This window comes from Butyrivibrio sp. FC2001 (genome assembly GCF_000424125.1).
Taxonomy (GTDB): Bacteria; Bacillota; Clostridia; order Lachnospirales; family Lachnospiraceae; genus Butyrivibrio.
On the sequence record NZ_KE384134.1, the window covers coordinates 41,638 to 62,455 of the forward strand.

The window sequence follows — 20,818 nt, forward strand, 5'->3', positions numbered from 1 at the left end:
CCCCCGAAAGGCCACTCCCGCAGGTCAACCAATACACTAACTTGTTCGCGGATAGACGTAACGCCCCCAGAAGGCCACTCCCGCAAGTCAACCAACATGCGCCAATCCGTCCCCACTGACTCAACGCCCCCTGATTGTTCTAAGATTCTGAGCCAGAGGTATTCCCCCAGCCACCGCGTAAGCGGCTTGCCCTTGAGAGCGCAAAAAATAACTGCTACACTGCCGCGAGCGACGGAGAAAATCTGATTGTTCTTGAGTTCCTCGCCGTCGGTGACCACTATCCAGCAGTTATTTTTGGTGCTGTCAAGGGTGGCGTCCGGCCTTCTCATCCTATATCCTCTTAACCTATTGAATGGCAGCGGACATAGTGATCTTCCCCTACCTTTTTCATCTCTGCCTTTTCAAAAAAGCATTTCTTTATATCATCGGAGCAGCGAAGGCAAAACTCGCAGCCCTTAAGATTCCTTGCAGCAATAGGTATATTCCCAGGGATGGTCTCCAGAAATTCAGGGTTATCGCCTACCCTTGGGATTGATGACAAAAGTCCCTTGGTGTAAGGGTGCACAGGATTTCTGAAGAGCTCCTGCACAGGAGCCTGCTCCATTATTGAGCCAAGATACATGACATATACGTAGTCGCAGATAGTTGATACCACGCCCAGGTTGTGGGTTATGACCAGGGTGCTCATGGAATAGTCTTCGCTCATCTTGCGGATAAGCTTAAGAATCTGTGCTTCAATAGTTACGTCCAGAGCGGTAGTGGGTTCATCTGCAATTAGTAGCCTTGGTGAACCTATCATTGCCATGGCTATCATTACTCTCTGGCGCTGACCGCCTGAGAGCTCATGAGGCCAGGATTTGTACCTTCTTTCAGGCTCCTTGATACCAACTGCATCGAGCATCTCTATTACTCTCGCCTTTGCCCTTGCCTGATCCTTTTCAAGCTTGTGTATCATCAAAACTTCTTTAATCTGATCGCCGATGCACATCATGGGATTTAGTGAAGTCATGGGCTCCTGGAATATCATCGCAACGTCTGTACCGCAGCGCTTCCTTATGTCCTTCTCAGATAAGGGCACAAGGTCGCACACATCCCCTGATTCCTCATGCCAGAGGATCTGCCCGTCTGTCACGCTGACAAAGGGAGGAAGGATATGGTTTATGGACTTTGCGGTGAGACTTTTCCCGGATCCGGACTCGCCAACTAACCCTACTATTCCTCTCTTTGGAATCGTAAGGTTTATGTGCTTTACAAGCGGTACCGTATCCTTCTTTTTCTTTACGGATACAGTGACATCTTTCAGTTCGAGAAGTATGTCTTCGTTCATAGCTTTAATACTTCGTCTTCGGATCAAGAATATCCCGAAGCGCATCACCCAGATAATTAAACGCCATTACCAGAATCATTATCGTTACAGAAGGAACAAGTGCCAGCCAGGGCATATTAAATAAAAGTGTCTTGGACTGATTAACCATAAGTCCAAGTGAAACATCAGGGGGCTGAATACCTATCCCCAGGAAGCTAAGAGCGCTTTCAGACAGGATTGAGGATGGAATATTCAGAGTAAAAAGGACGATCATCGTAGGCATGAGATTTGGAATTATATGCTTTACGATTATGGCAAACCACTTCACTCCCATAGACCTCGCCGCCTGGATATATTCATTTTCCAAAATGGATAATGTGACAGACCGGACTATTCTCACGATGCTTCCACACTCCATTATCACAATGGACAGCACCACTGAAACAAAGGTGCCTCCAAAGGTGTACATAATAACCATGGCAAGCAGCATTCCCGGAAATGCCAGGGTCACATCTGCGATCCACATGATGATCATATCAGCCGCTTTTCCATGATACGCTCCTATGATGCCAAGAATTGTTCCGACAAGAACGGCCATGGCTGTTGGTAAAACAGCAATCATAAGTGACACTCTGGTGCCATAGAGCATTCTGGTAAAAACATCCCTGCCCAGCTCATCTGTTCCAAACAGATGCCCAGCTCCGGGTTTTACAAGTCTTACTGCCAGATCCTGTCTCGTAACATCATAAGGAGACACAACCGGCGCAAGGACTGCCAGAATCGCAATACAGATAATGATCGCCGCCGATATGACCGCTGCTTTGTTTTTAAAAAACGTCTTCATCATATCTACACTCTCATCCTCGGATCCAGGCATACATTGATCAGATCAGCAATAATGTTACCAAGTGAAATCACAAGCGCAGAAAACAGAACAGTGCCCTGAAGAAGCGGCATATCCCTTGTCTGCACCGCTGTCAGGGCAAGCTTACCAAGCCCCGCTATTCCAAATACGCTCTCGGTTATGACTGCTCCTGAGAGCATGCCCGATAACTGCAGAGCCATCATGGTAATAATGGGAAGCATGGCATTTTTAAGTCCATGTCGTAATACAGCCTGTCTTGAGGTGAGTCCCTTGGCTCTTGCCGTATCAAGATATGGCTGGTCAAACTGCTCCATCAGATTGGAGCGGGTAAGTCTTGCGACGCTACCCGCGCTATTCCATCCAAGAGCGATGGCGGGCAGTATCATTGAAGCGATACTGCCGTCATACATTAGTGGTAAAAGTGAAAATTTGAAATAAAACAGATACTGTAAAAACAATGCCACCATAAATACAGGGAGGGATACTCCCAAAAGTGAGACTCCCCTGAAGAGATAATCAGGAAGTCTGTCATGATGTATTGCAGAAATCACGCCGATGCTGATTCCTAAAAGCCATGCAAAGAAGGCCGCAAGAACCGTCAATTTCAAGGTATAGGGAAAAGCCGTAAGAACCAGAGACGACACGGACTTTTTCATGTAATAGCTCTGCCCCAGGTCGCCGCGGAGCACCCCTGCAAGGTAGCCAAAGAACTGCTCATGCAGAGGTCTGTCCAGTCCCATTGTTGCTGTCAGCCGCTCAATGGTCTCTTTATTAACATGATCATTAAGAAGAACTGCCGCGGGATTGCCCGGAATAATCCAAAGCACAATGAAGATCAAGGCTATAACACCAAGGAAAACCAGAACAACCCCGACGCATCGTCTGATAAATCCACCCATTTACTTTAGTGTAACTCCCGTGAAATAAATGTCATTCCAACCTGCCCAGTGAGGTGTAAATGATGAAACTCTGTCACTGATAACATACATATGCTTTAGTGAGAACATAGGAACCCATGCGGCATCATCCTGAACCACCTTCTTCTCAAGAGCCGCATATTCAGCCATTCTCTCATCCTGATCAACAATGCCTCTTGCAGCAGCTATTCGATTAATCACATCAGTATCAGTATAGTTATTGGATCTGAGAACCGTATTATCCTTTGAGCCAAAGAATGTATAGATAACATTATCGGGATCGTTATAATCCAGTGTCCACATCGCAAGGTATGCAGGCATATCACCGCTGTTTCTAAGCTCCAGATAACTGGCCTGATCATAATTTTTTATAGTCGCATTAATACCTACATCCTGCAGGTTCTGAGCTATTATCTGAATAACATTCTTGTTCGACTCATTTTCTGAAGATTTAAGTGCTATTTCCAGATCAAAGCCATTAGCATAACCCGCTTCTTCCAGAAGCTTTTTAGCTCCGTCAGGGTCATGTTTTAACCATCCCTGATTAGCCTCACTGTAACCAAGGCATCCTGAAGGGTATACCCCATCTTCCAGTTTTCCGTCTCCGTTAAAGATTGACTGCAAAATAGATTCGCGATCAATAGCCAGCTGGATTGCCTTTCTTACTTTGAGATCATTCAAGGGCTCAATCTTTTCATTTAGTATCAGAAAATTAACACCCAGGCGGTCCACAGATACAATGCTGTCCTTATACTGTGTCTTATAGGTTGAATCAACAACTGCAGAATCAATAAGCTGACAGTCTAAAATATCGATGTCACCCTTCTGGAAAGCCATATCCATGGAAGAAGCATCCATAACTCTCAGGATAACCTTTTTAACAGAAGGCTCTTTTCCCCAGTAGCGCGGATTATATTCGAAGGTCAGTCCTGCGCCGCGCTCCCACTCTGTTACGATATAAGGGCCTGAACCGATGGTTTTCTCAGGTACAACGCCGAAGTCATCGCCGGCACTTGTCACAAGTGATTTGGACATTATTATTGTTGGAGGTGTTGCAAGCTGTGCCAGGAATCCTGAAAAAGGCTCCTTAAGGGTAATGGAAAAATGAGTATCATCATCCACCTTGATACCACTCAGCTCAGTAGCTTTTCCTTCCATAAGGGCATCAGCACCTTCGATAGAGATTCCATAGTCGGTCTGCTCGCTGTCAGGAAGTGTAAGCATTCGCTCAAAGGTAAACTTTACATCTTCTGCAGTAAGAGGAGTTCCATCAGAGAAAACCACTCCGTCGCGGAGTGTAAAGTTATAGACCAGTCCATCCTCGGAGACGCTATAATCCTCCACAAGATTTTTCTCAATACTGGATGAACCATCACTGCCTTTTACAACCATGAAAAGTGTATCAAATACATTCATGGGCACAAGGTAATCGTTAGTGGTCTTGTGAACATCCATAGTGACTATATCAGCGTTCACCGCAATACGAAGTAACCCTGCTTCCGTATCCGCAGTATACTGACCCGCTTCCGTAGCCGTAGCGGAATTTTCAGTTTCCCCGGTTGCAGGTTCAGATGCGGACTCGTTTGTGGTCTTAGACGAACCACAGGCAGCACACATAAAGATCATTGAAGTAGTGAGGCCCAGGGCCAATGCTTTGCTAATTCTTCTCAATTTGGTGTCCTCCTCATAATTAATCTTTCCGGTAAATAAACTCCTCCACTTAAAATTATAGGGTAAATATGGGTGAGAACAATATCACAAACAGTAACATATTCTAAAGTTTTTAATAACAATATAATGTTCATATAAAGTCTGAATTTTTCACATAAAAAAATGATGACAGTCGTTTAAACTGTCATCACTATATTCATGAAGTCTTTGTATTTTCTTGATAGATTCGGCATCGGAATAATCAGCTCCGGGAAATACCTGATATCACCTGTCTCTGAGATTACCTTGCGCTTGTCCTGATTGACTATGAAAATGTCAGCGTCAAAATCCCAGGTGTATGAATTGTAGTCTTCCATGAACTTCTTTTCCGGGAAAAACGATGCCAGATTTTCCTTCCTTAATCCCTCAAACTCACGTGTATCCGCATATTTCTTGGCCATAATCTTAAGTACATTGTTAGTGAAATCTATCGTTACAGTTTTCATATACTACTCCAAACCTTTTCAATCACAAATAGATAATCAAAATGCAATATCTTGTACTTATTATACCAATTTTAATGCTTTTATATCAATATGATGTTTTAAAACAAAACATTTTTTACTTATTGAAAAATTCTCTTATGGTAACAAGAAGGTCTGACTTAGTCGCTGACTTCAGAACGTACCCCTGGGGTTTAAGCTTTATAACCTTAGCTACGCTCTCCTTCTTATCAACTCCCGTAAGGAAGATTACGGGGATTGAGGCTGTTGTCTGATCCTCTCTTAGCATCTGCAACACCTGGGGGCCGTCAACTATCGGCATCTCGTAGTCAAGGAGAATAAGGTCAACCTTGTTTTTGGTAAGGAAGGTAAGGCTCTGTGCACCTGATGCCACGATATCTACTCTATATGAGTCCTTAAGCCACTCTGCTACCATCTTGGCATAATTGGGATCGTCATCCACTATCAGGATTCGCTTCATGACGGCCTGCTTCTTGTTCTTCTCCATAGCCCTTTTGACCATGAATCCGAAATCCTCGATGTCCAGCGGTCTGTCAAACCAGATGAGATACTCACCCAGCTTTTTAAGTCTTGAAACCAGTATTCCCTTCATCTCAACTTCACCGATGAGAACGATTGGTTTACCGCTATCCAGTGAATAATCAGCAAGATAAACCAATGACTTCATAAGGTCATCGGATATCTCATCAGGCAGATAGATAATGAAAAGATCCGCATCATTCCTGTGCGCTTCTATTCGTTCGATCTTAGCCTTTGTGATAACTGAATGGAATTTCATCTCAGTCAGCTTCATCTCAATGCTTCGAACAATTATACTTTCCTTATCACTGATAAGCATAGCTGTTATCTTTTCCATTTATGCACCTTCCTCCATCACCACGAGTTAATCTGCACCCTTAAGGACAGCTCTTAGGGCTTCCTTCTGAATATCTGCGTCATAGGACAGAATAGCGTCTACATTTTTACCTTTGATTTTTCTATCAGTATAATTCTTTGTTAATCTTATTATAAGGGGTATTTGAGCTACAAGTCCAATGAGATTTGGAATCATCATAAGACCGTTGAAGGTATCTGAAATATCCCATGCCAGATTGGACTCCATAACCGCACCAAAAAGTATAAGTCCTACAAAAAGAAATCTGTATAGCTTACCCATCGTAACCCCGAACAGGTACTCCGTAACCTTCGCGCCATAGTAAGACCAGCCAAGCACCGTTGTAAATGCAAACAGGGTAATCGCCAGAACCACAAACCACTCTCCCGGTTTTCCAAAGTGTGCTCCAAAGGCCTGTGTCACCAGTGTGGCATCATTTACGCCTTCCTTTGCTAGTCCTGTCTCTAAGTCTATGAATCCCGAATTAAGGATTACAACAGCCGTGATCGTGCATATAACCATCGTATCAAGGAACACCTCTGCTATGCCCCAGAGTCCCTGATGAACCGGCTCTCTTACGCAGCTGGTGCTGTGAACCATAACTGAGGAGCCAAGTCCTGCTTCGTTTGAAAATACGCCTCGCTTACAGCCATTTTTAATAGTGTTTAAGGCCAGCGCCACAGCTGATCCTGCTGCCCCTCCTTTTATTGCAGAAGGGCCAAGTGCAAATCGGAAAATAGCTGCAAATACAGCAGGTATTCCTCTGATATTCATCAGGATAACTATGATGCAGCCCACCGCATAAAAGAAGGACATATACGGCACTAATAGCTCTGAAACCGCTGTCATTCTTCTATAGCCACCAAGAATAATGACAGCCGTGGCAGCAAGTAAAACCAGTCCTATTGCCCATTCAGCATTGGGAATTCCTATATACTCTCCGGTATCCTTCCCCGCCAGGAAGGCGGCCTCAACATTTAAAGTTATCTTATTTATCTGCGCCATATTACCTATTCCAAAGGACGCCAGCGCTGTAAAAACGCAGAACAAAATTCCAAGAATTTTTCCTAGCCTTTTGCAATGCTTCATGGAGCCAAGGCCATCCTGAAGGTAATACATAGGTCCGCCCGACCAGGCACCCTCTATGTTTCTTCGCCTGTAGTACATTCCAAGAAGGTTCTCTGAGTACTTGACCATCATTCCGAAAAAGGCCGCAACCCACATCCAGAATACAGCTCCCGGGCCGCCCATGCATATAGCTGTGGCAACGCCCGCAATATTGCCGGTACCTATGGTAGCGCATAACGATGTCCAGAAGGCCCTTCGCTGGGATAAGGCTCCTGCATCATTTATGATGCGGCCCTTTCCGTTCATTATCCCGAAGGTGTTCTTCACCCAGTGTACAACGTGTGTGATCTGGAAAAAGCCCGTAATGACCGTGCAGATAAGACCTGTTCCCAAAAGCAGGAAAAGGCCGAAGGTTCCCCATGCAAAGTTATTCACCGCATCATTTATCCGGATTACTGTTTCCATGCAGAATTTCCCTTCTAATACATATTACACCATCATCACTTTAATATCTCCAGGATTCCGTCATAATCAAGCTGCGACGCCCTGGCTGACAGAGCTTCAAATTTTTCCTTTTCATCGTCAGGAATTTCATAGCGCTTAATGTCGTTCATGATGTCTTCAACTGCGCTGTAATCCATGGCTTCAGCTGCTTCCTTAAGTCCGTCGTAGACGATACCCAGAAGGAACGCATCCGCTACAGGTTTACTACGCTTTTTGGCCGTTTCATCCCTGGGTTCCTCAAATACCTTACTGAGCTTTTCCTTATAGGCCTTGTACTCCTCCATGAATTCATCATGGTGTTCCTTGATAAATTCTATGTCATCAGCTTTTCCTGCCATCTCAAGATTCTCAGCCTTCTTGGAGGTCTTAAGTGCGCCTATGAGCTTACAGGAGCTCTTAAGGGCATGAATCTTAATGGTGTAGGAAGGCCAGTCACTGTTTTCAAAATAGCCCTCCAGCTCCTTGGAATAATCCTCGATGGACTCATAGAATATCTTAAGAACTGATTTAAAGGCATCCTCTGAGCCGCTGTTCTTAATTGCAGCATTGCCCTCAATTCCTTCTATTTCGTCGTACCATTTGGGCCCAGGGGCCCCCGCTGCTACTGCTTCTACAGCTACTTCCTCAGAGCTTTCTTCCTCATCAGCTTCTTCTGTATCCTGCTCCTCTTCCAAAAGAAGCTCTTCCTCTTCTTCGTCCTCGATAATCTTTTCCTTCTCAAAGAAGCTTGAGAGATTGTAGGACTTGTTGGTCTTTACAAAGTAGATAATTCCTAAGGATCCGGGACCACAGTTTGAGGAAATAGCGGCTGATGCCTGCTTAAACACTACATTTTCGAAGTAAGCATATTTACTTATCTCTTCCTTAACCCACATAAGAATGTCCATGGGTATATCCACATAGGTTATGAAACACACCTCGGGATCAGGAATCACATCAACAGGAAATGCGCTTGCAATATATCCCTTATAGGCCTTCCTGCTGTTGCCCATCCAGATGCTTCCCACGCGATACTTATTGCCCTTTATGACAACGCTCGGATGTAAATTAAGACTTCTTGCCAGCTTGTCGATTCCGGAGCTCACAAGACCTTTTCTTGCCATGAACTCAGTAGTATCCATGATGAAGCTGCACTTTAAGCGGGTTTTTACCTGCTCAAGCTCTTCTACTATCTCTTCTACATTATCCTTCATCTGCATCAGCTTGCAGGCTATGAGAACAAGTAAGCCTGTAGCTGAGGAGAGACACTCTGAATTGATTACTGTAACGTTATCAAAGGACTTCGCGGCCTCCGAAGCTATCTTGTACTCATCACTCATACTGGTAGTAAGTGATATGTGGATAAGATGATGAGCCTTCTTTAATCCTGCTGCAAAGAAATCTGTGTACGCCGCTTCATCAGGTGGTGTTGACGTAGCATTTCTGCCGCTTCTTATGTAGCGCATAAGCTCATCTGCTCCCATCTGAATGCCGTCCTTAAATACTCCCTCTTCTGTCCTGATCTGGAAGGGCAAAATAGGAATGTGCAATTTTTTAAGAAGTGATCCCGGAAGGTCACACATACTTGTAGATGTGATTATTACGGGAGCTTTTCCTGAATAGCCTGTAGCGGTATTTATGTCCTCTCTCAGGTTCATAACCTTGCTTCTGCCCACAACAAGCTTCTCTATCGGAATGAACTTGATAAGCAGCTTTTCAAGAGCCTCACCGGATACCGGCTTTACCAGGTAACCATCGAAGCCTGCACGGTTATACAGCTCCTTATTATCGCTTCCTGCGTTGGCAGTAAGAACCACCACAGGTGTTGCAAGATTAAGTCCTCCTGCATGGTTTCTTATCTTCTCAAGGCACTGTATACCATCCATCTCAGGCATCAGATGATCCATCAGTATGACATCGTATTTGTGCTTTAAGTCAAGCTCAAGGGCTTCCTTACCGCTCACAGCCTTATCGATCGTCATATCGGTATCTGCAAGAAGCTTGGCCTCTACCTCGAGATTCATAACATTATCATCAACGATGAGGATTCTTGCTTCAGGTGCGCTGAAGCTGCTGGTATAAATTGTCCTGGTTACAGCACTCTGATTGTGAATATTGAGCTCGCCGATATGTGTGGCGTCGGAAATGCCCTGGTTTAACACAACAGTGAAGGTTGAGCCCTCTCCGTATACACTGTTTACGGTGATGGTTCCGCCCATAAGGTCAACAAGCTGCTTTACTATGGAAAGTCCAAGTCCCGTTCCTTCAATGTAGCGGTTCTTCTCTTCATCCACTCTCTTAAAGGCATCGAAAAGATAGGGAATAACTTCCTTCTTTATACCCATACCTGTATCTGAAACTGAAATGGTAAGGGCCACTGTTTTTTCATTCTTCTGCTCACTCTCAATGCGAAGGTCGACACTACCGGCACCTGTGTATTTAACCGCATTGTTAAGAATATTGATGATTATCTGCCTGATGCGTATCTCATCACCATAGAGAACCGTAGGTACTGAAGGATCAACGCTGACGCCCAGCTTGATGCCCTTTTCATGGGCTTTCAGCCAGACCATATTAACTATCTCAGAGAGCATGTCACCTATTTTGTAGTCCACAGGAACGATGCTCATATTTCCGGCTTCCATCTTGGAGAAGTCCAGAATGTCGTTTATAAGGGACAGGAGCATTTTGCCTGAGCCCTGGATTCCATTGGCATCACGCACTATCTCATCTGTCGCATCAGGGTCACGAAGTATCAGCTCATTTAATCCCAATATGGAATTGATGGGCGTGCGGATTTCATGGCTCATGCTGGAAAAGAATCTGTTCTGGGATTTTGTAAGTTCCTCAGCCATTTCCGCAGACTTTCTGGCACGGGAATTTTCATCCTTGAAAAACATATTCTGAAGCCAGGTCATGGCAAAGCAGATGATACCTACAAGTACAATGGACATGTACGAATCAAACAGGAATACACTTTTTGAATGCTCATAAACCAGCTCAGGGTGATAGTATTCAAGCATGTAGCAGCCAAGGGACATGCTTACAATGAGTACAAATATCACTCTTCTCCACATACCTGTGAGGACAAGACCTGCATAAGTAAATATGAAGATGATCCACAGAACGCCTCCGCCTTCTACACCGCCTCCAAAGACAAACAGCGAAGGAAGGATGATAAATACCAGGCCAAGGACTGTAATTTTCGTAGCCACATAAACCTTATTATGCTTAAGAGAGATTATCATTATGACCGGAACAAATATCAGCGTTCCTGCAATGACGGCGATCTCATGAGGGTTTTCCTGCTCAATAATATCGCCGATAAGTGCGATCAGTACTGTCACCTCAGAAATGCAGGAAAGGGCTATATATATTCTCTCCTTGATATCTCTCTCAGGATCTCTTATGGCATCCATGATGTTTCTTATAAGCCCGTTTTTCTTCATAATGACTGACCTCCCTTATCTTCAACTGATTTGGGAAGTTCCCTTGTCAAAACGCGTTCAAAGTCAGCGATATTTATGGGCTTTGCAATGAAGCCGTCAAAGCCCTCCTGTATGAACATCTCTCTCGCACCGGAAACCGCATTGGCAGTAAGTGCTATTACCACGATGCTCTTATGCATATCTGCTGCCACGGATTTAATCTGCTTCATGGCTTCAACGCCGTCCATACCGGGCATCATGTGGTCCATGAATACCACGTCATAGTCATTATTGCGGAACTTGCTTATAGCTTCCTTTCCGCTTCCTGCTGTATCCGTAATGATTTCATAGTCCTTGAAAAGCTCTGTTGCAACCACAAGGTTCATGGGTTCATCATCAACAACAAGGGCTCTGACATTCTTAAATGACGGTCTTGGATTCTGTCCTATATCTGTAAGATCACCTGCTTCGCGGCCTTCGTTGAGTACCTTGATTACAGGATATGCATAGAGAGGCTTAGGCATTACAAGAACAGCACTACCTGTATTTGGCTTAAAGCCAGGTGATGCAGATACTGCCACCACGACATCTCCCTTACTCATCTCATCGAAGTATTCGGGATTTTCCTCGTATTCCTCCTGCCCCATGAAAATAACTGAAATATCAAGCTTTTCCTTTAGCTTTTCTATCTCACCTACTGTCTCTGCGGGATATAGCGGAACTCGGATTCCTGCTGCAAGATTAGTCGCCATAGAGCGATAGAAATCGCGGACTATAGGAACCTTGTACTTATCCGAGCGGACATGGAAAATGATGTCTCCGCTGAAATCATTTGACAGCTTAAGACATGGATTCTTGTCCACAACCTTCTGAGGGATTGTCACACGGACAGTGGTTCCTACGTGCTTCTCACTGTCGATTTTTACAAAGCCTCCCATCTTGTGGGCATAGCCATACACGATAAATAACCCAAGACCGATTCCGCCTGAGCTGCGATTTCTTTTCTTATTGACCTGATACATGCCCTTGGAGACAGATGCTATCGACCATCTGTCCATACCGATACCTGTATCAGTCATCTCTATACAGAGGTTTACACCGTAGTCTGTGTTCTCCGTAAAGGCCTTTACATAGATTCCGCCTTTTCTGGTAAATTTTATAGCGTTTTCTAAGAGGTGCCTGAATATCTTATGGATCTTCTTAACGTCTCCCAGCATCTTTGAAGGGACCTTCGGATCCATATCCACGATCATCTCAAGATTTTTTTCATTGTTCAGAAAACGGAAGCCCACCACAACGTCATTTAGAAGTGATGTGCTCATGTATTCATCCTCTTCAAGAATTACCTTCTCTCTCTTACATTCCGTGTAATCCTGAATATCCTCGATCTGGTAGGCAAGGCGGATTCCGGCATTTTTAATGGAGTATGCCTCGTTGCCCACATTCTTTTTAATCAGCATCTCTGACATGCCGTTTACTACATTTACAGGGGTTCTGAGCTCATGGGAAATATTGGAAAGAAAGTCCTCCATGTCCATATCAACAGATTCGATACGCCGCTCCTTTTCCGAGTCAGACTGCATCATCTCCTGTCTGTTATCAATGGCTTTGGTGCAGCAATAATAGAACATGGTAACGATGGCTACATGGAGAACGATTCTCGATATTGTCATGGAATCAAATGTGAAGTTCAGATTACCGATGGCCATGACAAGCTGCATTCCCATGATCAGGATGTATTCAGCCAGCAGCAGGTTCATCATATATATATCATCGTAGAAGGAAAAAGCGACCATGGAAATACCAACCACCAGAGCAACATCAAAAAAGCTGCTCTCGTGGACGCCATGGAAAAAGATCGCCAGCATCGCAAAGGCAAGACCTGCAACCTTGCGCACCTTGTATTCAGGATTCCCGGAAATATGCATGAGCCACAGACCCAGAGTACCAATAATAATGATCGGCGGAACCCAAAATTCCCAGCCGGCCAGGGTAGTCTCTATCGCAAGGCCTACGCAAGCAACGGAAATAAGGAGAATAATAAATCTCTCATTTTTCGCCTGGTCCATATTTATCCCTCTCATAAGAAAACACTATCCCGTATACATTTATTCTAACGTGAGGTGATAACTTTTTTATAGTTGCAAATCGAAACATTTGCTAAAGAATTTATAAAAAAACCACACCCATTTTTCAGGGTGTGGTGCGTAGATTCGTATATTATTCTTTGCCGCTCCAGCAGTATGTGCAAAGCTTGCAGGGCTCCATGGGAATAGCCTCAACCATATCATCAAGTCTGTGATAATGAAGTGATGTGAAATTGAGCTCTTTTCTTATCTCCTCAAGCATAGCCTCGTACTGGGGTGAGTCGGGATCAGTATACTTTCTTACTGTCTCCTCGCCCGGCTTCGGATAGCCTTCAAGCTTCTCGATAACTCGTCTGGTGATAAGCTCCATCTCTGAGTTGGAACGTGAGAAGTTGAGGTATTTACATCCATATATAAGCGGAGGACATGCAGGTCTGATGTGAACCTCCTTAGCACCGCTCTTATACAGGAATTCTGTGGTCTCACGAAGCTGTGTACCGCGCACGATAGAGTCGTCGATAAGAAGAAGACTCTTGTTATTTATGAGCTGATTAACGGGAATAAGCTTCATCTTGGCGATGAGATCACGTCTTGACTGAACTGTAGGCATAAAGGATCTCGGCCATGTGGGTGTGTATTTTACAAAGGGTCTGGAATAAGGAATTCCTGATGCGTTGGAATAACCGATAGCGTGAGCCACACCGGAATCCGGAACGCCTGCAACGATATCGGGGTGCAGTCCTCTTTGCATATCACGCTGGGCAAGCTTCTTACCACAGCCGTATCTCATATTCTCGACGTTAAGTCCTTCATAGCAGGATGCCGGGAATCCGTAGTAAATCCAGAGGAATGTACAGATGCGCATCTCGTCAAAGGCAGGTGCCACGATCTCCACACTCTCAGGAGTGATATATGCTATCTCTCCGGGGCCAAGCTCCCTGTAGGGATCATAGCCGAGGTTTAAGTAGGAAAAGCTCTCAAAGCATACGCAGTAGCCCTCTTCCTTATGGCCTATCTGAACGGGAGTCCTTCCGTATCTGTCGCGGGCGGCATATATACCCTCGGTAGTCATGATGAGCATTGTCATTGAGCCCTTTATGATCTCCTGGGCATAACGTATTCCTTCAACTATTGTAACCTTCTGGTTGATGATGGAAGCTACCAGCTCTGTGGGGTTGATATCTCCACCACTCATCTCGAGAAAGTGGGATCTGTTGTCCGCAAAAAGCTTATTGGTTATCTCCTCAAGGTTGTTGATCTTACCCACTGTTGTAATGGCGTATGTGCCATGATGTGAGCGTACGATAAGGGGCTGCGGCTCGAAATCTGAAATACAGCCGATACCAAGATGACCTTCCATTCTAAGCATATCCTCTTCGAATTTAGGTCTGAAATATGATCTCTCTATATTGTGAATGGAACGGTCGAAGCCTTTTTTCCTGTCATATACAGCAAGACCTGCACGGCGAGTGCCGAGATGTGAATGATAATCTGTTCCGTAAAACAGATCAAAAACTGCGTCTTCACGCGATGCTACTCCAAAAAAACCACCCATGGAAACCTCCCTGAATAATGATTATCATTTGAACTATACGCTCTACATGATAACACAAAGAAGGTTCCATGTGTGGTTTTAATTTTTGAATATTTTATGTAGTTCTGTTAACGCTTGGTGATTAGAGTCTATCGTTTCTCTTTACGTAAGCAGGTGTTACAGATCCGGATACCACCTTTTTCACATGTCTTATCTGTGCCCACTTATCGATTACGGCATTCTCGATATAAACGCCATCAGCGATATCGTTGTAGGCAAGAATAATCGAATTCCTGACAACTGTATTTTTACCAATGTGAACATTACGTCCAATGATGGAATTCTCAACTGTTCCCTCAATGAGACCTGCGTTACATACAAGTGAGTTAACAACCTTGGCGCCATGTACGTACTGTGTAGGGCACGCATCTGTGGTTCTGGTGTAGATAGGCCACTCAGGTCTGAAGAACTCCATTGAAGTACTGTAATCAAGGAGTTCCATATTTGCTCTGTAGTAGTCATCAAGGCTTGTTATTGCAGCAAAGAAGCCCTTGTGCTGGAAGCCTCTTACATCAAGCTCTTTGCAGGAAAGAGCTATCATATCAGCAAGTGAATATGCTGAGGATTCCTTTCTTGACTTCTTGATGAGGTCTATGAAAATCTCCTTGCTCATAACATAGGTGTCCATGCTGATATTTCTCTCCTTGGCGGTACCCATGTTGCGCTCAAGTGACTCTACACCCTTCTGCTTATTCAGAGTTACTATATTGCAGCCTCTGTAATATTCCTTAGCCTGATCTACTTTATGGTAAAGCAGTGTAATATCTGTTCCGGATTCAATATGCGCATCCAGAAGTGCCTCATAATCCTGTTTATAGATCATGTAGCTGGGTGCTATGACAACGTACTCCTGGGGCATACGCTCAATCTGCTCAATATTTTCAAGATAAGCGTTGATATCAGTATTATAAATGGAGCTTGCACCGTTGTTCTGTGTGAAGAACATCTGAATAGCTCCGCGCTTGGAGTTGATGTTGTAATGGCGACCGGATCCGATATGCTCTACAATGGAACGTGGTCTTGAGTTAAGGCATACCTGGATTCTCTCGAAGCCGCTGTTACTCATGTTCGAAATAGGAAAATCGATAACACGGAATCTTCCAAGGAATGAAAATGCTCCGATAGGTCTGTAATCGTGAAGTCCCTCAACTCGAATAAAATTAGAAGCGGAATTTATCACGCCAAATGCTCTGCTTGCCATATCACTTATCCTCCCCCTTTATACTTTTTGCAACAAGGAGGATTTCTTCACTCTTCTTGTTTCCAACAGTTACATTTCTGCCTATACGGACATGGTCAGCTACGAGGCATCTTGTGACTGTAGCGCCCTCAAGGACAACTGCTCCCGGCATAAGCACGGAATCTGTAACCTTAGCTCCGGGGCCAATCTTAACTCCCGAGAAGATAACTGAGTTCTTAACCTCACCGCCGATGGCAGAGCCCTGGTTGATGTATGCTCTGTCGATCTTGGCACTCTCTGCGATGTACGCAGGTGTCATACCTGTATCCTCTGTATAGATCTTCCAGGATGTATCAGCAAGGTTAAGCTCGTTCTCGCTGTCCAGAAGGTCCATATTGGCCTCCCAGAGAGAATCGATTGTTCCCACATCCTTCCAGTAGCCCTTGAATTCATAGGCATAGAGAGCCTTGCCTTCGTCGAGCATTACAGGGATGAAGTCCTTACCGAAATCATGGCTTGAATCCGGATTCTTCATATCCTCGATAAGCATCTTGCGCATGGTCTTCCAGTTGAATATATAAATACCCATGGATGCAAGGTTGCTCTTCGGCTTCGGGGGCTTTTCCTCGAACTCCACAATACGTCCGTCATTTGCAGTATTCATAATACCGAAACGGCTTGCTTCCTTCATGGGAACGCCTATAACGGCAATAGTTGCGTCTGCATTATGCTCCTTGTGGAATCTGAGCATCTTATCATAATTCATTTTGTAAATGTGATCTCCGGAAAGAACAAGTAAATACTCCGGATCGTAGGCATCGATAAAATCGATGTTCTGAGAAATGGCATCAGCCGTTCCGCGATAAACGTCAAAGCCTGAATCAGCTTTTTCTCTGGGTGTCAGAACGAATACACCGCTGTCCTTGGTATCAAGGCCCCAGCGTCCGCCTGCAGCCACATAGCTGTTCAGAAGGACTGACTCATACTGTGTAAGTACTCCGACAATATCTATACCACTGTTAGCACAGTTACTAAGCGGAAAATCTATGATACGGTATTTTCCACCGAAGGCAACAGCCGGCTTAGCGACTTTGTTGGTAAGCTCGTGAAGACGGCTTCCTCTTCCACCGGCAAGTATCATAGCAAGCATGTTAGTTTGAGCCATATCAAACCCCCCTCTTTTTTCATAATTGTAGATACAATAATTTTAAGCGGTGTGCACAATAATTTCAATAAAAATTAGGGGATTTCAGATAAAATAGAGGTTATATTTTTTTAATAAAATAACCTCCCCATCTCATAAAATGAAAGGGGAGGTTTCGCTGCAAAAATTGTCATCTGTACAGTGTGTCGATCTGCTCCTGAAGAGCGGCTGTCACGTCATCAATTCCTTCAAGAGCCAGCTCCTTTTGCATCTCTTCAACGATGCTCTCTGCCGTGCCGTTGTATTTGCCAAAGGATATCTGCTTCATATAGGTCTCATAGATTTTGTTGCACTTCTCTATTTTGGCCTCTATCTCTGTCTCATCAGGAACAAACTGTCCGTAGGGATAGTCATATTTTTTCTTGTCATAAGCTGTGTATAATTCGTCTACTACATCCCAGTTGGTGTCGGCATCACGGATCTCAAGATTGTCATTTCTGCCCCACCAGAAATCGGTTATATCATAGATGTTATCACTTTCAGGGTCGTATCCCTCCGGTTTTGCTCTTAAGCCCTCTTCGTTTATGATGTAGGATATGCCCTCTATTCCATAGCAGATAAGCCTGTAGCAGGTTTCATTGTTACGAAGCATATCATAAACCATAAGGGCTCTCTCAGGATTCTCTGACGCTGCAGAGATGGCCATGGCACCGTGGGTTATTGTTCCGGAAACAAGGTTGTCATTCTCCTCTCCAAAGTAGAAGAAGCCGGACTCCGCATTTGGGTTATCTTTATATAACACGTTCTCTTCATTTTTAGAGCAGAGATTTACGAAGGTTTGGGTGTGATGCTGTTCTGCCGCAACAAGTCCTCTCCTGTACTCAAGCCTGTTATCACTTTTAGGCTCATCCATGACGTGGGAGGTCCAAACTCCCATCCTATCCCATTTTTTCATAAGCTCGGCATACGCAACCAGTATATCCGTATCGTCCATTGCAGGAACATAAATCGTGTAAGGATCTTCTCTGGTGCCTCCCCAGAGCTTCTCATTGCCAAGGCTGTCTATAGGCACAAACTCGGAATGGGAGGTTATCCATCCTTCCGCCATATTGTTATACATGGTGGAATTCGCATCCCAGGGACAGTTCAGCTCGGGATGATTTTTCTTTACATACTCAAAGTACGTTGTCATGTCATCCCAGCTCTTTACGCCCTTTTTCAGTCCCGCTTCCTTAGCAAAATCCATGCGGTAGATAAAGCCATGATTGGTCCACTGGGTGTAGTTATCCTCTGGCATAAAGTATATCTGGTCATTATATTTGCACATTTCCCAGTGCTCCGGTGAAACGGATTCGTAGGTCTTGGGAGCATAGGTTCTTAGTATCACATCTGACAGCGGAAGAAAAACTCCTTTTTTCACATTTGCCCAGCCGTCAAGCCAGTCCGTGGAAGCGCCTATAAGATCAACGCTGCCGTCCATAAGTCCTATCTCTTTATTGTATTTTTCCAGGTAATTATCCCAGCCTACAAATTTAATACTGAGCTCTGCGTTTAATTCATCGCCAAGGATTTCATTTAATTCGGCGATTGTCTCCCTGAGCCTCTCAGATGCTTTTCCTGTAGGCTCATCACCAATCGTAAGGTAATTTATGACTACGTGCTCAGATGTGTCTATGCCGGAGGTATCAAAGCCGGCCCCTTCCTCATTTCCCTGAGAAATAATGTTTTCAGAGGAATAAAGAATATCCTCCGAAGCCACAAAGCCGCCATCATTTGTATTATGGGCAGTGTCTTCAGGCGCAGACTTTTTGCAGCCTGCTCCGCCCACAATCATTATGAAGCATAATAAAGTTGCCAGTACCCTCTTTTTCATAGGCACACCTCTAGCGCTAATCGTCAGCCAATTCTATAAACCTTAACTCCGTGTGGAGTTATTGTTGATTTAAGTGTCCTGCAATCCTCAAATGAGAAATCCGAGGTATTTCCATTCCATACGTCAGTAACGCTGGTGGATTTATCAAGTATCTCTGTCTCGGATATATCCTCTAAATCTGCGCTGATCTCTCTCTCCTCATCACTGGTATTGAAAAGAGCGATATAACATTCTGTCTTACTCTCGTCGCAGTTTTTCCAGATTGCTTCGTCATCTGTTCTGAGTACCTGTTCACCGTAATGACGGCCGTCCATGAGCTTTAAAAGATCCTTGTTGATGAGGTACTGCAGATCCTCAGCTGTCATCTTGGTGAGCTCACCGCCTATCATGAGGGGTGAACCGAACATGCACCAGAGACTCATCATTGTGCGGAGCTCATCACCGTTAAAGTTGGATCTTCTCTCATTGCCAAAGCCGTAGCCAAGCCATCCGATGGGAAGCATGTCACAGTCAGGGTAGTTGCCCCTTGATGTTCTCTTGTTCCAGGATTCGCATCTGTAGAACATCTCCTTTAAGAGTCTCCAGTCATCCCAGAAGTCATCGGTAATACGCCACATATTGGCATTTTCCTCATAGAAAAATGCTCTGTCCACGTGAGCAGGTCCCGGTGAAAGTGAAAGAACGATGCTTCTTCCGGTCTTCTCAATTGCTCTGTGAATCATCTTTGTTTCTTCATAGCCGCTGAATCTGATGCGGCCTCCATCAGGATAGAGGAAGCTGTCGCAGATATCATCGCACTTGATAAAATCAACGCCCCAGTCTGCATACATTTGAATGAGATCATCGTAGTATGCCTGTCCTGCCTCGTTATTTCTAACGCCGTACATATCAGGGTTCCAGCCGCAGATTGACCATGCATCTGCTGCTATATCAGCTGTGTACTCACTTCCGTGGATCTTACATCTGTTATGTGCTGCCTGTCTCGGTATTCCTCTCATGATATGGATACCGAATTTCAGGCCCTTGGAGTGAACGTATTCTGCCAGCTTCTTAAAGCCGCTTCCGTCCGCAGATGAAGGAAATCTGTTAGGTGAGGGCAAAAGCCTTCCGAATTCATCCATCTCATCATCCCCAAAGGGAATGTACTGATAGTCCTGTCTTCTGCTTCCGGCATCATTTGAATACCACTCAATATCAACAACTATGTATTCATATCCAAACTCCTTAAGATAGTTTGCCATGAAGTCTGTGTTGGCCTTGATCTCGGCCTCTGTTACCTTAGTGTCGTAGTAGTCATAGCTATTCCACCCCATTGGAGCACGTCGTGCAAAATCATTCTTATTCATACCTTTTCCTCTCCCCGTTGTATGTCATATATAGTTTAATTATGTCACATAATCACGATAATGGTTATTATATTTTCATTAAAAAACTGTATCAAGTCTTTTCTTGAAATTGGAAAAAAATTGTGCTATTCTGTATGTAGTTTTTGAAACTACATGTGAGGGTTATTTATATCACTTGCATATTTTTAGCAATTGGAGGCAGGTATGACAGCAAAGGAATTAAAGCATTTTTTCAAAGAGCATCTGGTACCATCCAAGCTCTACAAAATCGGTAAACATCGTGATGGCAGAATATGCCTCACCGAGCACAAGGGAGTCTGGGAAGTATATTTCTTTGAGCACAAGGAAAAGATAGGACTCATGAGTTTCACAGACGAGAACAGCGCCTGCCAGTCCATGAAGGAAGAACTCCGCAAGATCATGGAGAGCATCTACGAGATCACCTGGAAGCCCAGTCTTACTTCTTAACAGAATTAAAA

The 20,818-nt window shown here is 44.4% G+C and carries 17 protein-coding genes; 1 reads left to right on the top strand and 16 read right to left on the bottom strand.

Annotated elements, in window-relative coordinates:
- From G601_RS26680 to G601_RS0119270, 16 genes are all read right to left on the bottom strand, one after another.
- Positions 1-329 (bottom strand): hypothetical protein (locus tag G601_RS26680; RefSeq protein ID WP_035791163.1); only part of this gene is annotated, 329 nt, incomplete at its 3' end.
- An 11-nt stretch (positions 330-340) separates the two neighbouring features.
- Positions 341-1,327, bottom strand: a complete 987-nt coding sequence (locus tag G601_RS0119205) for an ABC transporter ATP-binding protein (protein ID WP_026666302.1) — start codon at positions 1,325-1,327, stop codon at positions 341-343.
- Positions 1,328-1,331: 4 nt separating this feature from the next.
- Positions 1,332-2,153, bottom strand: a complete 822-nt coding sequence (locus G601_RS0119210) for an ABC transporter permease (RefSeq protein ID WP_242834458.1) — start codon at positions 2,151-2,153, stop codon at positions 1,332-1,334.
- Between the two features lie 2 nt (positions 2,154-2,155).
- Complete coding sequence (locus tag G601_RS0119215) at positions 2,156-3,070, bottom strand: ABC transporter permease (protein WP_026666304.1); 915 nt, start codon at positions 3,068-3,070, stop codon at positions 2,156-2,158.
- Positions 3,071-4,759, bottom strand: a complete 1,689-nt coding sequence (locus tag G601_RS24235) for an ABC transporter substrate-binding protein (protein ID WP_051206078.1) — start codon at positions 4,757-4,759, stop codon at positions 3,071-3,073. It abuts the gene before it with no gap.
- Positions 4,756-4,893, bottom strand: coding sequence for a hypothetical protein (locus G601_RS26685; RefSeq protein WP_207638071.1), 138 nt, complete (start codon positions 4,891-4,893; stop codon positions 4,756-4,758). Before G601_RS26685 ends, G601_RS24235 begins: the two co-directional genes overlap by 4 nt.
- A gap of 42 nt (positions 4,894-4,935) precedes the next feature.
- Positions 4,936-5,244, bottom strand: a complete 309-nt coding sequence (locus G601_RS0119225) for a hypothetical protein (protein WP_026666305.1) — start codon at positions 5,242-5,244, stop codon at positions 4,936-4,938.
- Positions 5,245-5,359: 115 nt separating this feature from the next.
- Positions 5,360-6,118, bottom strand: a complete 759-nt coding sequence (locus G601_RS25475; protein ID WP_051201002.1) for a response regulator — start codon at positions 6,116-6,118, stop codon at positions 5,360-5,362.
- Between the two features lie 27 nt (positions 6,119-6,145).
- A complete protein-coding gene (locus tag G601_RS24245) occupies positions 6,146-7,669 on the bottom strand; it encodes an alanine/glycine:cation symporter family protein (protein ID WP_035791165.1) in 1,524 nt (507 codons plus the stop codon).
- A 35-nt stretch (positions 7,670-7,704) separates the two neighbouring features.
- Entirely contained in the window at positions 7,705-11,136 is a 3,432-nt protein-coding gene (locus tag G601_RS24250; protein ID WP_051206083.1) for a DegV family protein, read from the bottom strand.
- Positions 11,133-13,184, bottom strand: coding sequence for a response regulator (locus G601_RS0119245; RefSeq protein WP_026666306.1), 2,052 nt, complete (start codon positions 13,182-13,184; stop codon positions 11,133-11,135). The genes G601_RS24250 and G601_RS0119245 overlap by 4 nt, the downstream gene beginning before the upstream one ends.
- Positions 13,185-13,335: 151 nt before the next feature.
- Positions 13,336-14,757, bottom strand: coding sequence for an amidophosphoribosyltransferase (locus tag G601_RS0119250; RefSeq protein ID WP_026666307.1), 1,422 nt, complete (start codon positions 14,755-14,757; stop codon positions 13,336-13,338).
- Positions 14,758-14,878: 121 nt separating this feature from the next.
- Complete coding sequence (gene glgD / locus G601_RS0119255; protein WP_026666308.1) at positions 14,879-15,997, bottom strand: glucose-1-phosphate adenylyltransferase subunit GlgD; 1,119 nt, start codon at positions 15,995-15,997, stop codon at positions 14,879-14,881.
- A gap of 1 nt (position 15,998) precedes the next feature.
- Positions 15,999-17,141: a glucose-1-phosphate adenylyltransferase gene (locus G601_RS0119260; protein WP_026492467.1), complete on the bottom strand. Its 1,143-nt coding sequence runs from the start codon at positions 17,139-17,141 to the stop codon at positions 15,999-16,001.
- 169 nt (positions 17,142-17,310) lie between these two features.
- Positions 17,311-18,993, bottom strand: a complete 1,683-nt coding sequence (locus tag G601_RS0119265; RefSeq protein ID WP_026666309.1) for an extracellular solute-binding protein — start codon at positions 18,991-18,993, stop codon at positions 17,311-17,313.
- Positions 18,994-19,016: 23 nt separating this feature from the next.
- Entirely contained in the window at positions 19,017-20,339 is a 1,323-nt protein-coding gene (locus G601_RS0119270) for a glycoside hydrolase family 27 protein (RefSeq protein WP_026666310.1), read from the bottom strand.
- Between the two features lie 204 nt (positions 20,340-20,543).
- Between G601_RS0119270 and G601_RS0119275 the strand changes: the two genes are divergently transcribed.
- Positions 20,544-20,807 carry a hypothetical protein gene (locus G601_RS0119275; RefSeq protein WP_026492464.1) on the top strand — a complete coding sequence of 88 codons (264 nt, stop codon included), beginning with the start codon at positions 20,544-20,546 and terminating at the stop codon, positions 20,805-20,807.
- Positions 20,808-20,818 lie beyond the last annotated feature (11 nt).

Excerpts from the sequence above, each read along its gene's own strand:
- G601_RS0119275 (WP_026492464.1), top strand. The coding sequence starts at position 20,544 with ATGACAGCAAAGGAATTAAAGCATTTTTTCAAAGAGCATCTGGTACCA.
- G601_RS0119225 (WP_026666305.1), bottom strand. The coding sequence starts at position 5,244 with ATGAAAACTGTAACGATAGATTTCACTAACAATGTACTTAAGATTATG.
- G601_RS0119245 (WP_026666306.1), bottom strand. The coding sequence starts at position 13,184 with ATGGACCAGGCGAAAAATGAGAGATTTATTATTCTCCTTATTTCCGTT.
- G601_RS26685 (WP_207638071.1), bottom strand. The coding sequence starts at position 4,893 with ATGAACATTATATTGTTATTAAAAACTTTAGAATATGTTACTGTTTGT.
- G601_RS0119265 (WP_026666309.1), bottom strand. The coding sequence starts at position 18,993 with ATGAAAAAGAGGGTACTGGCAACTTTATTATGCTTCATAATGATTGTG.
- G601_RS0119215 (WP_026666304.1), bottom strand. The coding sequence starts at position 3,070 with ATGGGTGGATTTATCAGACGATGCGTCGGGGTTGTTCTGGTTTTCCTT.
- G601_RS24245 (WP_035791165.1), bottom strand. The coding sequence starts at position 7,669 with ATGGAAACAGTAATCCGGATAAATGATGCGGTGAATAACTTTGCATGG.
- G601_RS0119250 (WP_026666307.1), bottom strand. The coding sequence starts at position 14,757 with ATGGGTGGTTTTTTTGGAGTAGCATCGCGTGAAGACGCAGTTTTTGAT.
- glgD (WP_026666308.1), bottom strand. The coding sequence starts at position 15,997 with ATGGCAAGCAGAGCATTTGGCGTGATAAATTCCGCTTCTAATTTTATT.
- G601_RS0119260 (WP_026492467.1), bottom strand. The coding sequence starts at position 17,141 with ATGGCTCAAACTAACATGCTTGCTATGATACTTGCCGGTGGAAGAGGA.
- G601_RS0119210 (WP_242834458.1), bottom strand. The coding sequence starts at position 2,153 with ATGATGAAGACGTTTTTTAAAAACAAAGCAGCGGTCATATCGGCGGCG.
- G601_RS24250 (WP_051206083.1), bottom strand. The coding sequence starts at position 11,136 with ATGAAGAAAAACGGGCTTATAAGAAACATCATGGATGCCATAAGAGAT.
- G601_RS0119270 (WP_026666310.1), bottom strand. The coding sequence starts at position 20,339 with ATGAATAAGAATGATTTTGCACGACGTGCTCCAATGGGGTGGAATAGC.
- G601_RS0119205 (WP_026666302.1), bottom strand. The coding sequence starts at position 1,327 with ATGAACGAAGACATACTTCTCGAACTGAAAGATGTCACTGTATCCGTA.
- G601_RS25475 (WP_051201002.1), bottom strand. The coding sequence starts at position 6,118 with ATGGAAAAGATAACAGCTATGCTTATCAGTGATAAGGAAAGTATAATT.